The sequence below is a fragment of the Metabacillus sp. KH_069 genome, from assembly GCF_057838075.1.
The window spans coordinates 834,802-849,760 of the sequence record NZ_CM174460.1; the positions used below are offsets into that span (position 1 = coordinate 834,802).

General features: G+C 41.1%; 12 protein-coding genes and 1 pseudogene. 10 read left to right on the forward strand and 3 right to left on the reverse strand.

Annotation, left to right across the window (positions count from 1 at the left end):
• Positions 1-19 precede the first annotated feature (19 nt).
• The 3 genes from AC3ISE_RS04300 to AC3ISE_RS04310 are packed head-to-tail and all read right to left on the reverse strand — an operon-like array spanning position 20 to position 3,842.
• Positions 20-1,081, reverse strand: a complete 1,062-nt coding sequence (locus tag AC3ISE_RS04300; protein WP_489223175.1) for a YheC/YheD family endospore coat-associated protein — start codon at positions 1,079-1,081, stop codon at positions 20-22.
• Positions 1,078-2,439: a YheC/YheD family endospore coat-associated protein gene (locus AC3ISE_RS04305; RefSeq protein ID WP_489223176.1), complete on the reverse strand. Its 1,362-nt coding sequence runs from the start codon at positions 2,437-2,439 to the stop codon at positions 1,078-1,080. Before AC3ISE_RS04305 ends, AC3ISE_RS04300 begins: the two co-directional genes overlap by 4 nt.
• A 29-nt stretch (positions 2,440-2,468) precedes the next feature.
• On the reverse strand, positions 2,469-3,842 hold the full coding sequence (locus AC3ISE_RS04310) for a YheC/YheD family endospore coat-associated protein (protein WP_489223177.1): 1,374 nt from the start codon (positions 3,840-3,842) through the stop codon (positions 2,469-2,471).
• 119 nt (positions 3,843-3,961) lie between these two features.
• Between AC3ISE_RS04310 and AC3ISE_RS04315 the strand changes: the two genes are divergently transcribed.
• The 10 genes and pseudogenes from AC3ISE_RS04315 to AC3ISE_RS04360 all read left to right on the forward strand — a co-directional run bounded on the left by AC3ISE_RS04315 (position 3,962) and on the right by AC3ISE_RS04360 (position 14,958).
• Positions 3,962-5,098, forward strand: a complete 1,137-nt coding sequence (locus tag AC3ISE_RS04315; RefSeq protein ID WP_489223178.1) for a DUF445 domain-containing protein — start codon at positions 3,962-3,964, stop codon at positions 5,096-5,098.
• Between the two features lie 94 nt (positions 5,099-5,192).
• The gene (locus tag AC3ISE_RS04320) at positions 5,193-5,546 is read left to right on the forward strand and encodes a YlbF/YmcA family competence regulator (protein WP_070879375.1); all 354 of its coding nucleotides are present in this window, start codon (positions 5,193-5,195) and stop codon (positions 5,544-5,546) included.
• Between the two features lie 618 nt (positions 5,547-6,164).
• Complete coding sequence (locus tag AC3ISE_RS04325) at positions 6,165-7,031, forward strand: Cof-type HAD-IIB family hydrolase (protein WP_489223179.1); 867 nt, start codon at positions 6,165-6,167, stop codon at positions 7,029-7,031.
• A gap of 557 nt (positions 7,032-7,588) precedes the next feature.
• Positions 7,589-8,527: an FkbM family methyltransferase gene (locus tag AC3ISE_RS04330; RefSeq protein ID WP_489223180.1), complete on the forward strand. Its 939-nt coding sequence runs from the start codon at positions 7,589-7,591 to the stop codon at positions 8,525-8,527.
• Positions 8,528-8,815: 288 nt separating this feature from the next.
• A complete protein-coding gene (locus AC3ISE_RS04335; RefSeq protein ID WP_489223181.1) occupies positions 8,816-9,295 on the forward strand; it encodes a hypothetical protein in 480 nt (159 codons plus the stop codon).
• A gap of 82 nt (positions 9,296-9,377) precedes the next feature.
• Positions 9,378-10,105: pseudogene (locus AC3ISE_RS04340) on the forward strand (Cof-type HAD-IIB family hydrolase).
• Between the two features lie 281 nt (positions 10,106-10,386).
• Positions 10,387-11,880 (forward strand): coproporphyrinogen III oxidase, encoded by a 1,494-nt coding sequence (locus AC3ISE_RS04345; protein ID WP_489223182.1) that lies wholly within the window; start codon positions 10,387-10,389, stop codon positions 11,878-11,880.
• 181 nt (positions 11,881-12,061) lie between these two features.
• Positions 12,062-12,550 carry a hypothetical protein gene (locus AC3ISE_RS04350; protein ID WP_489223183.1) on the forward strand — a complete coding sequence of 163 codons (489 nt, stop codon included), beginning with the start codon at positions 12,062-12,064 and terminating at the stop codon, positions 12,548-12,550.
• Positions 12,551-12,697: 147 nt separating this feature from the next.
• Entirely contained in the window at positions 12,698-13,159 is a 462-nt protein-coding gene (locus AC3ISE_RS04355) for a GyrI-like domain-containing protein (RefSeq protein ID WP_489223184.1), read from the forward strand.
• Positions 13,160-13,398: 239 nt separating this feature from the next.
• The gene (locus AC3ISE_RS04360) at positions 13,399-14,958 is read left to right on the forward strand and encodes a fatty acid--CoA ligase (RefSeq protein WP_489223185.1); all 1,560 of its coding nucleotides are present in this window, start codon (positions 13,399-13,401) and stop codon (positions 14,956-14,958) included.
• Position 14,959: the final 1 nt, after the last annotated feature.

Consider the following 14,959-nt stretch of genomic DNA (forward strand, 5'->3'; position numbering starts at 1 on the left):
TTCATCGCTCCTTATGCTTTTATATTAAAGGAAGTGAAGAGCGAAGTGAAGATTTTCCTGCAGACAGCTGATGAAATAAAGCTGCAAGCTTGTTAATGCGGTGTGTTTGAATATGAGGCTCATCAAAGGGCATAGGTTTGCTGTTTACTTCGTAAATGACCGGGCCTGATTCCGTTACTCCGATATCCATTGAAAATTCTCCAATTGAGCCATAATGGGAGGCTAATTCCCTGCCGGCAGTACTTACAATCATTTGAAGCAGCTCCATGCTGACTCTATTTGAAACAGATTCAAATGGTAAAATCGATCCGCCATTTGGAACATGTGTCGTCAGTGTCTGACGATTTGCAGCGGAACGTACGCCAATGCCGCAGATGTGATAATCATCTTTGCCTAACAGTGCGAGCACCCGAAGGTCATATTTTTTGTTTTGAAAGGTATCTGAGGCTATTTCTTCTTGTATAAGATAGCCCTCATAGAAAGGGTATTTTTTTTTAGCAAAAACCGATTTATCGCATAATTCACTTGAACCATCAATCGATGTTACCTCATAAAAATGTTCCTCAGAGCGGATCCGGTAAATTCCCTGACCCTGACTGCTCCGTAATGGCTTCAAATACGCACCTGGACAGGCTGAGAGAAAAGACTGAATATTCTCTGCGGAATGAACTTTTTCTGTAAGGGGGAGATAGGACAGCAAAGATTCAGACAGGATTTGATGCACATCCCACTTATCAAAAAAGAAAGAATTAAAAAATGGGATTTTGGCGGAAATCATTTCTTTTTTAAACAGCAGAAAGGATTCCGAGCTTTCTGCGTCCCGTGAAGCGATCCGATTGTAGATCACATTCGGATACGGGCATGCGAGTTTAGCCCATTGCTGCTTTTTTCTGCTGAAGGCAAATCCTTCAATATATTTTTCTTTTACACCGCTTAAAGTAAATACATAGCAAAAACCCCCCGCAGCTTTCATCTTGCGCTGAATGTTTTTAAAGTAGGTGCCATCTCCATGAAAGATTTTTCCCTTTCCGCCTTCGCCTGTCAGGATGCCGACGATTGGCCAGCAGGTAAGCAGGCTCATTCGTAAAGCGCCTCTGGTTCTTCAATCGCTTTTTTAGATAAATACAGGGCATACTGAAGTGACAGCTTTCTTGAGTGCATATCTTCTTCTTTGAGAGAAGGATGAGAAAAGATAGATCTGCCCGGTTTTGAATTGGCCTCAAACAGCCAAACATTGCCGCAGTCGTCTATGCCAAAATCAAAGCCGATTTCACCAATAAAGCCTTCAATACATTGATCAATTTTCTCGCTTAGAACAAGAGCTGCAGAAGTGAGCGAACGAAAAGCCTGATTGCGTTCATCTTTCTGATCAAATAGCTCTTCAAGTGTTTTGACAATGCCTCCATTATCTACATGTGTAGTAACACTGCCCTTGCCGGCAATTTTGGCGGCAAGGGCGGTAACGTGAAATCGGCCCATTGAATCCTTATTTGTGTGGACACGGAAGTCAACTTGCTGCTGCTCGATCCGAATTAGTTTTATCCGCTCTTGGAGGAGGTAATCTTCCATCTTTCTGCTTCCAAATGAAAACTTGAAAAATTGATCGAGCGATTTGTATTTGCGCAGGATATTATCTTCTTGTGAACGGTACCTGCAATAGTATATATGCTCATCGGGCTCATAAATTAATTGAAAAACACCTAGACCAAGACTTCCGTTTCGCGGCTTTAAATACACGCTTTTATGACGGCGGAGCATTTTTTCTATTTGCTCGTATGAGGGATCAAGCGTCGTTTCCGGCAAATACACGGCTGCTTCAGCGTGGGGAAGGAGGAGCTCGTGAATCGTCCATTTATCAAAGAACCCCGGATTAAACCATGGTATCCCATACTCCGTTTTAAGCCGTTTTTTGACCATCTTTATCGCATGATGATCTTCGGTTTCCCGATTTGGCAACCGGTCATACACAACGTTTGGAAGCGGGATTTTCATTTGCCTCCAGCCATCATCATCAAATGTATAACTATTTACAATGCCGGTTTCCCAGTCAATGAGGTGAGCCCCAAAAACATAGGCAAACAAACCGGCCGTTTTTTGAGCTGTTAAGTATTTTGCGAAAAATAACGAACGATTACCAATCGGGCGCAAAATGGAGCCGGTAAATCCAGCAGTAAATATACCTATCAGCGGTCCAAGGTATACAGAGTTCTGGTGAAGAATCAATTGTGTTTTTCCTAGAGGAAGACGGAGCTGATCCATTAAGTCCTTTGATATCTTAATAGCACCATTCAGCTCCTGAAATTCAACAAAGCATGGAGATGCTGCTGTTCCAAATACAACCTCGGTGATATTCTCATTCGTTTCATGTCTGACGGAAGCCGGAAGTATCAATTTTTTTGCATCAGTGAATGATACCGTAATGCTGTAAAAAGGATTCATAAAACACCTCCTGCATGGTTTGAAAAAGCTTAGTGAGCTTCATCCTGATGAGATTTGCACAAAAATAAACAATAATCAATAATCGAGCGCGCTGAAGGTCTTGCCGCCAGTGATTTGCGCTCTTCTGCATTTTTGGAAGGCTTTGTGTTTACTTCAATAATCCATGGATGTCCTCCTGAATCGACGGCCAGATCCATGCCGAATTCGCCAAAAAGACCGCCTGCATATTTACCCAATGCCTCGGCAATTTCAAGTGAAAGTTCATTTAAGAGCCTGCTGATATGAGCAGCTTCTGACAACTCAAAAGAAGCAGATAGAGCCTCTCTGATTTTGTACAGAGAGCCGCCGCGGGCGATATTGGCTACAAATTGATTTTCCGCTGAAACCCGGGCAACAGCGGAAGAGATTTTCCATTCCGAGTAATTTCTTTTATGGCACAGTATCCTGAAATCCATTGGCTTTTTCTCATAAGACAGCAGCTCGATTCCTTCTTGAACGATAAAAGCTTCTTTCTTAATTCTTGGAAGAAGACTTTGAAAAAGATCGTCAAAGGTAAGATAATCCCGCAGCAGATGCCCTGAGAAAGTAGAATAATCAAGTTCAAATCCTTCATCTGTATGACAGATTCTAAAGATTCGCTTTCCCTGGCTGCCGTTAATAGGCTTTAGGAATACAACAGGGTACAGGTGTACCATCGTTTCGAGAACCGTTTTTGTTGAAAGCAGTTCAGTTTTCGGCAGGAAGGGGATGAGATGGGGATTTGCATGTAAAATCTGATGAACTTCCCATTTATTTAGAAACCTGTCATTAAAATAGGGAACTTTATGCTGGATGAAATCTGCCGTCATCCTTAAAAAATCCTGTGACTGTTCCAGGGTCCGGGAATGAATGCGATTATGGACAGCACTCGGATAAGGAACAGAACATTCCTGCCATTCATTCTGATAGAGTGTATAGCCATTCATCTTTTCTTGATGATAATCAGACAGGGCAAAAACATAAAAGAAGATTCCCTTTTCTGCGCTGCATGAAGCGAGCTCTCTGCAAAAAGAATCTATGCTTCCAAGGGAGACCGGCTTTTCACCAGCATCAATTTCGGTTAAGACAGCGACAACAGGACCAAGCTCAAGCCATCTTTTCTGAGAATCATATTTAATACTGATTTTAAACGGATTAGCAGGAAGGGAAAGCTCTTTAAGCAGTTCCTGGTGAATAGTTACATGATTATGTTCTTCATTCATACATACGATTTTTGCGAAAATACTATTCCTTCCGCACACTACTTTCACAAGGCCAGATGAAAATGGCAAACTGAGTTTTGCTCTCAAAGAATAACTGATTTGGATACTTTTGCTGCCATGAGAGGTAAGGCGGGGGGATACAACTATTTTTTCTATATTCATAGGAAACCCTCATTTGCTCACTTTTCTAACAAGCTCTATAATATGTTTATAGGCAGACGCTGATATAAGCATCGTATGAATAAATCAGTGAATAGGTGAGATTTGGAAGGTAGATGGATATGACTGGATTGACATTAATTTTGTTTATGATTGCAATTGGAGCGGTAATTGGCGGAATCACAAACCACCTTGCCATTAAGATGCTCTTCAAACCGCATAATGCGAAGTATTTATTCGGTAAGAAAATTCCTTTTACACCCGGACTTATTCCCAAACGGCGCGCGGAACTTGCTGATCAAATGGGAAAAATGGTTGTCGGGCATTTGCTTACACCAGACGGCATTCGAAGAAAGCTCGCAAATGACGATTTTCATAAAACCGTTACATCTTGGGTAAATAATGAAGCAACACGTTTCATAAACAGTGAAAAAACGGTAACAGCATTTGCTGCTGACATTGGCATCGAAAATTTAGACGGGAAAATAGAAACAAAACTCAGTGAAATGATCGATTATAAAATGAAAGAGAAAGTTGAGCAATATCGGGTACTGACTGTTAAAGAAGCGTTACCTGCACACCTGTACGGAAAAATAGAGCGCTCACTGCCTGCAGCATCAGAATTTGTTGTTCAAAAGGGCATTGATTATTTTCAGAGTGATGAGGGCAAACAGCGCCTCAGAAGAATGATTGATGACTTTCTGGCAGAAAGAGGCATGCTCGGCGGAATGCTTCAAATGTTTTTAGGAAATACAAGCGTGTTTGATAAGGTGCAGCCAGAAGTGCTGAAATTCCTTCGAAATAGCGAAACCAAACGCCTGCTCACTTCCTTAATTGAAAAAGAGTGGAAGAGAATAGAAGACCTTAAACTTGGAGACCTAGAAGAAAAATTCAACCTTGATGAACTGCTGTTACTGTCAAAGCAGGCAATTTTAAAAGAAATGGCGATAAAAGACAGGCTCAATGCTCCTGTTTCTGACTATCTGCTGCCTTATTCCGAATGGATTACAGCTGACTTTATCCCCAAAATGGTAAAACTTGCTGTCCAATACCTTGAAAACCATATGGAAAAGATGCTGGAGCAGCTTCACCTTCAGGAGATTGTCAAAGAGCAGGTTCAATCGTTCTCTGTCTCAAGGCTTGAAGAAATGGTCCTTGGCATTTCGAGAAGGGAGTTTACCATGATTACATACTTGGGTGCATTGCTCGGAGGTATCATTGGAGGCTTCCAGGCGATAGTCGTGATGCTGATCAGATAGAAAAATGGGCACGAAATGAAATTTGGTGAATAGTTTGTTATAGTTGTAGGGTGCTTTTAAAGCACAGCGTGAAAAGATGTTAGGAGGAATACTTATGGCAGCGAATGTTTATGATTTAGGTTACGATCTTGAGAAAGCACTTAGAGACAGTGATGATTTCAAAACACTAAAGAGTCTTTATGATGAAGTGAACGCTGATGATTCAGCACGCACTTTGTTTGAAAGCTTCAGGGATATTCAATTAAACCTTCAGCAAAAGCAAATGTCAGGCCAGGAGATTTCTCCAGAAGAAATCGAACAGGCACAGAAATCAGTGGCACTTGTACAGCAGCATGATAAAATCTCAAAGCTGATGGAAGCTGAACAGCGCATGAGCATGACGATTGCAGAATTAAATAAAATCATCATGAAGCCGCTTGAAGAACTTTACGGCAGTCTTCAGCAATAATACGGAAAAACGGAGCGAGGACGAAATGCTCCGTTTTTTTTATTGGGATTGAATGCCGCGGCTAGTAATAAATGATTTTGGCTGATCAAAGGCAATTTCAGATGATGAACAAAAGGATAAATGAAAAAATCAGTTCGCTAGTAAATTGTATTAATTCGATAAAAATAATGAAAAACCGCTAATAAACGCAAGGTTTTCCCAAAGAATATTTCGGGGAATCCTTAAGGCTTAAATTCATCGTATAAATTCAGAATAAATCAAATAATAAAACGCTTTCATTTTTTTGAGAAAACCACTTGTCAAAATTGATTTAACTTGCAATAATAAATGTAAGCGTTTTTATTTCACTTATTTTATGGTCTGCGATTATGGGGATGATCGCCTGAACCATTCTGTCACCGGAAGCTGCGGGTAACAGTTTTCCGGCACGTTTATTGGGAGAAAGTTAAATACTGGGGTTTTACAATTATAAAAACAGCTCTGTGACCTGATCACAGAGCTGTTTTCGTTTTGCTTCAAAAATCACGGAAACAGGCTGGCGTGCATTTCGTTCTATTTCAGGATGAAAGGACATATCCTCATATTAGAAATCAGACATCAGCTGAAGGGGGATTCACAGTGATCTACCGACTACTAGCGTTAAACATTGACGGAACATTGCTTCGTTCCAACGGTCGACTTCAACCTTCTACAAGGGAAGCGATCCATTATGTCCAAAAAAAGGGAGTATACGTTACTCTCGTGACAAGCCGGCATTTTCAGACGGCCAAAAAACTTGCAAAAGCGCTTAAGATAAACAATATTTTGATTACGCACAGCGGTGCGTTTATTTCTGATAAAGTTGACAGGTCTTTCTATGAAAACAGAATATCAGAGGAAAAAACATTTAACCTCGTTCAGGTGCTCGAAACATTTGATTGCAACGTCCGAATCGTGCATGAACGTTTTTCGCTCGGAAACCGGAAGAAAGTATCCTCAAATATCGTCGGGAAAACATTGTTAAGCCCAACGGATCCGTTGTTTTATCCAGTACAGTTTGTCGATTCGCTTGGAGAAAACTTAAGAGATGAACCGCTCTCAGCCCCCAAAATGGAAGTGTACTTTTCAGAAGAGCATGAATGCCAAGAGGTTGAAAAAGTGCTTTCTGATGCGTTTGAAGGCATTACAATAAGGGTCAAAAACCCAACAGTGCTCGAAATCACTGCAAAAGGTGTATCAAAGGAGAACGGCTTAAGGCTGCTTGGTCAGCACTTAAATATTTCGCCTGAAGAAATGGTCGCTATTGGAGACGCTGATGATGACAAAGAAATGATTGAAATGGCCGGACTTGGAGTAGCGATGGGGAACGCTCCTAATCATGTGAAAAAAGCGGCTGACTGGATTACAAGAAATAACGACGACCAGGGTGTTTCTTATATGGTAAAAGAACACTTCAGAAAACAGCATCGCATTGAGTTCTTAGATAAGCTGAAGGTTGATCGATAAAAGAGGATCATAGGAGCAGAATAAAACGGGTACTAAATTGCAAGCCAATTTGTATCCGTTTTTTTTGTTGTTTCAGGAGATCAAAGAATTGGTATGATTCCTCAAGGCGCTGAGATGGGACGAAAAGTGGAATCAAAGCCTTGCTATGATTCCATAAAACGATGAGATGGCTCGTAAAGTGGAAACAAAGCCCTGCTATGATTCCACAAATCGCTGAGGTGGGACGAAAAGTGGAAACAAAGCCCTGCTATGATTCCACAAATCGCAAAGATGGTCCGTAAAGTGGAAACAAAGCCCTGCTATGATTCCACAAATCGCTGAGATGGCTCGTAAAGTGGAATCAAATCCCCGCTATGATTACGCTGATATGGCGTGAAAAGAAGAATCAAGAGCAAAAGTAGTTTAAAAGTGCCAACTTTCCGCAGCCTTAAATCGTTCAATAACCGGATATCCCCTTTTTTAGCCAATTGTAAATTCTATGTTAATCTGTATCCATTTCAAAAGGATTTTTATAGGTTAATAAGAAAATATAAGAATGCTTAAAAAGGAGGACCATCATGATTAACAAAGCAGCTGTAAGAAAGCCGTTTCTTATGAAAATGTGGGAGCAATACCCTAAGCTTTGGAAAGGGTTAATTGATTTTGGGATACTGATGAAATACAGAACATTGGATATCAGCAAACTTCCGGATAAAATCGTCCTGCCGTCTTCAACCGTTCTTTATGTTGATGCAAAAGAGAATCGGGGCAGAGCCCTGCTGATCAGCGGAGGCGTGACGCAAAAGAGGCTTCTTTCTTTTTGGCAGCAGGCTGTTGAAGCAATGAAGCCGGACTATATTATTGATATAGGCGTCAACTATGGAGAATGTATTTTCTCAATGATCTATCCGAAACATACAAAAATTTACGGAATTGAAGCTAACCGAAACCTGCTTACATATATCAGCAAGTCCCGGGATGCTCACCCGAATCAATCACAAATCAAGATTGTTCATGCCTTTGCTTCTGATTCAGACGGAGAAGATAAACGCTTTTTTATTGATAACCACTGGTCAGGAACATCTTCAGCTTCTTATATGCCGGCGCATCACATGGTTGACGAGGTTTCCGTACAATCAATTACTGTTGATTCGTTATTTACTAAAAGCATGGAAAATAAAGCGGTTCTTTTTAAAATTGATGTCGAAGGATATGAAGCTTTTGTTTTAAAGGGAATGAGGCAATTATTTGAAAACAGCCGCTCTGTTCTGGGTTTTATTGAATTCAACAGTGACTATTTTGAAAAAACGGGAGTGGATCCGAATCACTTTTTTGAGTATCTAAATCAGTATTTTACGATTTATGTTTATAAAGAGAATGATGATATCGTAAAAGTGCAATCGCTGAAAATAGAAGACCTTCGTGAAATGTTTGGATCGCACTACGTTCATACAGATTTTATTTTAGCGACTGAAGCAGAAATGGCAGATTCATTAACAGGCAATGAAAAGAGCTGAAAGATACAGCTCTTTTTTTTGTTCAAAGATAAGAAAGTATAAAACTTTGCGCTATCATGTTTAGCTCCATCGGCCAGAAGGGATCTGAAAATATTGGCAAAAAGCGCCTTTACTGGCGGATCCTTATCTGTCATGCCTGCGCTAAACGGGCTCTTGCGCTTTTCTTGTAAAGAATGAGAAGGTATTTCCGATTTTATTTAGAACTAATAAGGTATAACTATTTTTTCCGAAATGCACGGATCACTCACACCATTCCTGGGTCAATAACTAAAGAAAGAAGGTAAAGAGATGAAAGGGGACTTCTTCTCAAATTACGAAAAGTACATTATTGTGCCGCTCGAAGATCAAAATGCAAATCGAGAATTTAATCCGGGCGAGTATCAATCGCACTATATCCTAACGCTGTCACTTTATGATTCACTCATCTCAACTTGGAGTGAAGCGGGCAAATTCGATATAGAGATAGGAATAGGCCTCGAAAAAGTGCTTGAAGACTTTAACCGCAAACACGGGGATAGTTATCATCTGCAAGTCCTGGAGCTGGATTATGAAAAACCGTACTTTGTTTTAGCTTTTTCAAGCAAAGTGAAAATTGAAAGTGAAGAAGCCGAAGACCGGATTTCCTATGTTCTGGAGATCCTGCTTTCAAATCACTTTTATGTCGGGCAAAGCTGGTACAGGCTGATTGGCGATAAAGGGAGAATTAAACGCCAGTTATTCAGCTATTCGATTAAAGAGTACTTTGCAATGGAATCGATGAATGTTTAAAGCATGAGGCATCCATTTGGTTTATCAGCCTGTAAAATGATATCCTAGGTAAAGAGCCGAGAAGGTATAGGAGGATTTTTACATGGAAATTAAACTAATTGCACTAGATATGGATGGTACACTTCTGAACGAAAAAAAAGAAATTTCAGAAGCAAACAGAAAAGCAATCAGAGACGCTGAAGCCCGGGGCATTCACGTCGTCATCAGCACTGGCAGAAGCATGGCAACCCTGCGGGATCTGCTAAATCACTGAGCTTATCTTCTTATTTGGTCACTGTAAATGGCAGCGAAATCTGGGACGAGCAAGGTGAGCTCGTGGATAGAAATATTGTCCATAATGATTTAATGACTTGGATGTATGATTTATCTAAAACACATAAAACAGGTTACTGGGCAACAAGCACAGAAAGAGTCTTCTTTAATGAAATGCCGGAGGATTTAAGCACGTTTCAGTGGCTGAAGTTCGGATTTGAAATTGAAGATGATAAAGCCCGTGAAACCATTTTAAATGAGCTCCGCAGCAGAGGAGAATTTGAAATCACGAATTCAAGTCCTACAAACCTTGAGGTGAATGCAATTGGAATTAATAAAGCCAAAGGCATTGAGAAGGTATGCGGACTGCTCGGCATTACAATGGAAAACGTGCTGGCCTGCGGCGACAGCATGAATGACCTGGCGATGATTAAAGAAGCCGGAATTGGTGTAGCAATGGGGAATGCACAGGACATCGTCAAAGAAGCAGCTGACTGGGTCACTTTGTCCAATGATGAAGACGGGGTTGCTGAAGCAATTAAAAAATATGTATTGTAATTTAGGAGCAGATGGCGTTTTCGCCATCTGTTTTTATATTTTTTTTTGGAAAAATCGGCTGTTGAGAGTTGGAAGACTGGTTAATAAAATCGTCATTTTCACTAAATGGCATGCTGCTGCTTACCGCGATTTAGACAGACTCACCACTACTTTCAGGTTTCAGATAACGAATCTGTCTCCCTGAACTGACCGACCGTCTCCACTTTTCTAAATTGACCATATGCTCTAGGTTTTGTACACTTAAGGAAGTTTTGAATCTAAAAGAAGATAAGGTGAGAATCTTGCGTTTTACTATAAATGGCATAAACGATGAACGATTTTATCGTCCGCTGCAGTTAATTTCAAATTTGTTTTACGAAGAAACAAAGCTGATGTTTGAAGAAACCGAGGCGGACATCAGCATCGTTTTTCAAATAGAAGAAATAAATGGATCTATAAGTGTCCGCGGAACTTTGTCTGATCAAAAAGGATATGAGAAGTCGGCTGCGCACGAAAAAGATATTTCAGATGAGATGAGTGAAAAAGAAGTATTTAAAGCGGTTAAACATACACTCGTATACGTGCATTTGAACCTGCTTCAGGATTACACGGGCATGATTCAGCAGTGGGGGATCTTAACAGGCATACGTCCGACAAAGCTTCTTCATAAAAAATTGCGTGAAGGCATGTCAAAAGAAGAAGCGCATCAAATGCTGAAGGAAGAATATTTAATTTCAGACGAAAAAATTCAGCTGATGCAGCGGATCGTCGACAGGCAGCTGAGCGTGGTTCCCGATCTGTATGATCTTTCAAAAGAAGTGAGCATTTATATTGGCATCCCGTTCTGTCCGACTAAATGTGCGTACTGCACATTCCCTGCCTATGCAATTGGCGGAAGACAGGGATCTGTTGATTCGTTCCTCGGCGGGCTGCACTATGAAATCCGTGAGATGGGAAAATGGCTGAAAGAGAAAAACATAAAAATCACGACTGTTTATTACGGCGGTGGTACTCCTACAAGCATTACTGCAGAAGAAATGGATATGCTGTACGAGGAAATGAACGCAGCATTCCCGGGTGTAGATAAAATCCGCGAGCTTACAGTAGAAGCTGGCCGTCCGGATACGATTACAGAGGACAAACTGAACGTGTTGAAAAAATGGAATATCGACCGAATCAGCATCAACCCTCAATCTTATATTGATGAAACATTAAAAGCCATCGGCCGTCATCATTCCGTGCAGGAGACCATTGATAAATTCCATTTAGCACGCTCCATGGGCATGAACAATATTAATATGGACTTGATTATAGGATTGCCGGGTGAAGGAGTAAAAGAATTTGATTATACATTATCTGAAACAGAAAAACTGATGCCTGAATCCTTAACGGTTCATACACTGTCCTTTAAACGTGCATCAGAGATGACAAGGAATAAACAAAAATACAAAGTGGCAGGACGCGAAGAAATCGAAGAAATGATGGAACATGCAGTCAAATGGACAGATGAACACGGCTACACGCCATACTACTTGTACCGTCAAAAAAATATCCTTGGAAATCTTGAAAATGTAGGCTACGCGCTTGAGGGCCAGGACAGCATTTATAACATCATGATCATGGAGGAGCAGCAATCCATCATTGGCATCGGATGCGGCGCTGCCAGCAAATTCATACATCCTGAAACAGGGAAGATTACGCAATTTGCGAATCCAAAGGATCCAAAATCTTATAACGACAGCTTTGAGCATTATACAGAAGCGAAAATTAAAATTCTGGAAGAAATGTTTGTGTGATATTGGTCAGAGAGGCTTTCCCATAAAAGGGGGAGCTTCTTTTTTATAGAAAAAAGGGATCATTCTTAGAATTACCCTCAAATGTCTCCCTGAGCTATTCAACCACATAAATAATCCAAGCATCCCCCAACATGAGACAGCTCATGGCTGAATAGCCTAGGGGAGTGAGGAGGTGGGAGAAATGAAAAAACTACTGGGCGCCTGTCTGTTTATGTTCCTGTTTTTGCTTTCGGGATGTTCGGAGGATCCTGTTCAGGAGGAATTGCTGACCTATGTGAATGAAATCCTGCCTGAGGTTACGGAAAAAGAAACGGCTGCCATCAGCGCATATGACAGTGTGTCCGGCGACAATTACACTAGTGATGAAGTCATGTATTCAGTGATGGTAGATGAAGTTTCGCCAACGTACAATTCCTTTATTGCTGATTTAGAAGAAGTTCAGGTACAATCGGAAAAAATAAAGGCACTGCATGAAAATTACATTGAAGCAGCCAATATTCAGCATAGTGCTTTTATTTTGATCATTTCAGGGCTTGAAGAACAGGACCGGGGAAAAATTATCGAGGCGAATGATAAGCTGGCGACAGCACGAAAAATGATCCGAGAATTCAGTGCTGAGTTAGAAACGCTGGCAGAAGAGCACGGTGTTACCCTTGAAAAAGAGTACTAAATTCATGACTTCTTTCTAAAAGAAATAAAGTACAAAATAACCAGTCCATATAAAAAATGGGCTGGTTATTTTTTTAATTGGAAGGAATTCAATTGTGTATAAATAAATTGTAATATAGTGGTAAAACAAGTGACGGGCGGGATATTAATGGATTGTAAGAAGGTTAAGAGAACTTTTAAAGTGGTAGGCATCAAGGGCAGTGGAGCTTTTGACAATTTTGGCATCGATGTTCCAAGTCTTGCCCGGCAATTTCTAACTCGTTTAGATGAAATAGAAAACTGTTCGGGTACTGAAGTCGCTCTTTTTGAACCCAAAAGGGGTGTTGACCATTTGAGAGGTCATTATTATGCAGGATTAATTGTTAATGAGTCTCTTGAAGCCGTTCCAGAAGGGATGGATTATATCGAATTGTCTCATAACTATGTCACGATTAGAGGACAAATGAATAATATCGGCAGCCTGCATCACAATTTAGTACAATGGGCAGATGATCAGAGTTATATAAGAGACTTAGAATCTCATATTGTTGAGACCTATCATCCAATGGAAAATGGTGAGGAAGAGGTAGAGATTTATTTACCAATTCAAGTTTATCAATCCAATGTTTAATACCAGCTGTCAGCGTATGGCGGCTTAGGGTTCGGAATAAATTTCCCGAGCCTTTTTTATTTGCATATGATTTATTCCTTTAAATAAGAACGGATTTCATAGATATAAAACCTTCAAATGAAAGATTTCATATAGAATGAAGGAATTTTCTGAAAAAAGATGAATGTTAATAAAGGGATTAAATTATGAAGCATTGCCGCCCTTTTTGTAAACGCTTTCTATCTAAAGGAGGAGTTTCTATGTATTCAACGATTGGACGAGTATTTGATTTGACTGCTGAGAAGTACCCTGCAAAGGAAGCCATTTATGATGTCCGGAGAGGCATCAGGTGGACGTATGCCGAGTGGCAAAAAGAAGTGAATAAGCTTGCAAATGCGTTTTTGGAGGCAGGCGTTAAGAAAGGTGACCGGATCTCGACTTATTTATTCAATACGATTGAGCTTGCAACGGCTTATTTTGCCAGTGCCAAAATCGGTGCCGTCATCAATCCGATCAACTTCAGGCTAAAAGCTCAGGAGGTGGCCTACATCTTAAACGATGCAAAGCCGTCCTTAGTTCTGTTTGAACGGGCACTTGAGCAGCAAATCAGCGACATTCAATCGCAGTTTGACGAGATCTCCTTCTGGTTCATCGACGGTGAACCGCCATCATATGCTTCAAGCTATTATGAGAAAGTTAAGCATACAAGCGACAGGCTCATTGACATGGAAATGACTGAAAATGATCTGTATGCCATCATGTATACGAGCGGGACGACTGGGCGCCCGAAAGGAGTTCTTCATCGTCACCGGGATATGATTGAGCAGAATCATGTTTGTATTGCTGCGAAAAGGCTGACAAAGGATGACCGCGGATTAGTGGCTGCACCGATGTTTCACTGTGCGGAGCTCCACTGCTGTTTCCTCCCGCGCGTACAAGTTGGCGGAAGCAACGTGATTTTGCACCATTTTGAGCCTGAGCTTGTGCTTCAGCTGATTGAAGAAGAGAAAATCACCGTCTTTTTTGGAGCGCCGACAATGTGGAACATGATGCTTCAGGAGAAAATTGAAACGTACAATCTGACTTCCCTGCGACTTGGCTTGTACGGGGCAGCCCCGATGGCACCGGCTCTAGTCAAGCTATGCAAGGAAAAGCTCGGCACCGATCTTATTCAGGCTTATGGCATGACAGAGATGGGACCTGCAGTCACTTTCTTGTCAGAAGATGAGCAGCTGACTAAAGTAGGCTCTGCGGGAAAAGTCTGCTTCGGACATGAATTGCGGATTGTAAAGCCGAATGAGAATGGACCATCAGAACCTGAAGATATTCTTCAGCCGGGACAGGTTGGTGAAATCATTGTAAAGGGACCTTGTATGATGGCAGGTTATTTCAATATGCAAGAAGCATCAGAAAAAGCGCTGTATAAGGGCTGGTATCATTCAGGCGATTTAGGATATTTGGATCGTGACGGGTTTTTATATGTGGCTGACCGAGTAGACGACATGATTATAAGCGGCGGGGAAAATGTGTATCCGCGAGAAGTTGAGGATGTTTTATTTGAGCATAAAGGCGTACTCGATGCAGCTGTTTTAGGAGAGCCGCACGAGAAATGGGGAGAATGTGTGACAGCCTTTATTGTCAGAAAAGATATGAATCTAACAGAACAAGAGCTTGATGAATTCTGCAAATCGAGCGATAAGCTTGCGCCTTATAAAAGACCGCGGAAATATCACTTTGTAGAGGCGCTGCCTAGAAACGCAAGCGGAAAAATCCAAAAGTTTCTTTTAAGGGAGAAGCTCGCAGAACAGCCAAGCGCATAAA

Bases quoted from the DNA above. Each gene is read 5' to 3' on its own strand.
- AC3ISE_RS04360 (WP_489223185.1), top strand. From the start codon at position 13,399: ATGTATTCAACGATTGGACGAGTATTTGATTTGACTGCTGAGAAGTAC.
- AC3ISE_RS04330 (WP_489223180.1), top strand. From the start codon at position 7,589: ATGATTAACAAAGCAGCTGTAAGAAAGCCGTTTCTTATGAAAATGTGG.
- AC3ISE_RS04315 (WP_489223178.1), top strand. From the start codon at position 3,962: ATGACTGGATTGACATTAATTTTGTTTATGATTGCAATTGGAGCGGTA.
- AC3ISE_RS04335 (WP_489223181.1), top strand. From the start codon at position 8,816: ATGAAAGGGGACTTCTTCTCAAATTACGAAAAGTACATTATTGTGCCG.
- AC3ISE_RS04355 (WP_489223184.1), top strand. From the start codon at position 12,698: ATGGATTGTAAGAAGGTTAAGAGAACTTTTAAAGTGGTAGGCATCAAG.
- AC3ISE_RS04320 (WP_070879375.1), top strand. From the start codon at position 5,193: ATGGCAGCGAATGTTTATGATTTAGGTTACGATCTTGAGAAAGCACTT.
- AC3ISE_RS04305 (WP_489223176.1), bottom strand. From the start codon at position 2,439: ATGAATCCTTTTTACAGCATTACGGTATCATTCACTGATGCAAAAAAA.
- AC3ISE_RS04310 (WP_489223177.1), bottom strand. From the start codon at position 3,842: ATGAATATAGAAAAAATAGTTGTATCCCCCCGCCTTACCTCTCATGGC.
- AC3ISE_RS04300 (WP_489223175.1), bottom strand. From the start codon at position 1,081: ATGAGCCTGCTTACCTGCTGGCCAATCGTCGGCATCCTGACAGGCGAA.
- AC3ISE_RS04350 (WP_489223183.1), top strand. From the start codon at position 12,062: ATGAAAAAACTACTGGGCGCCTGTCTGTTTATGTTCCTGTTTTTGCTT.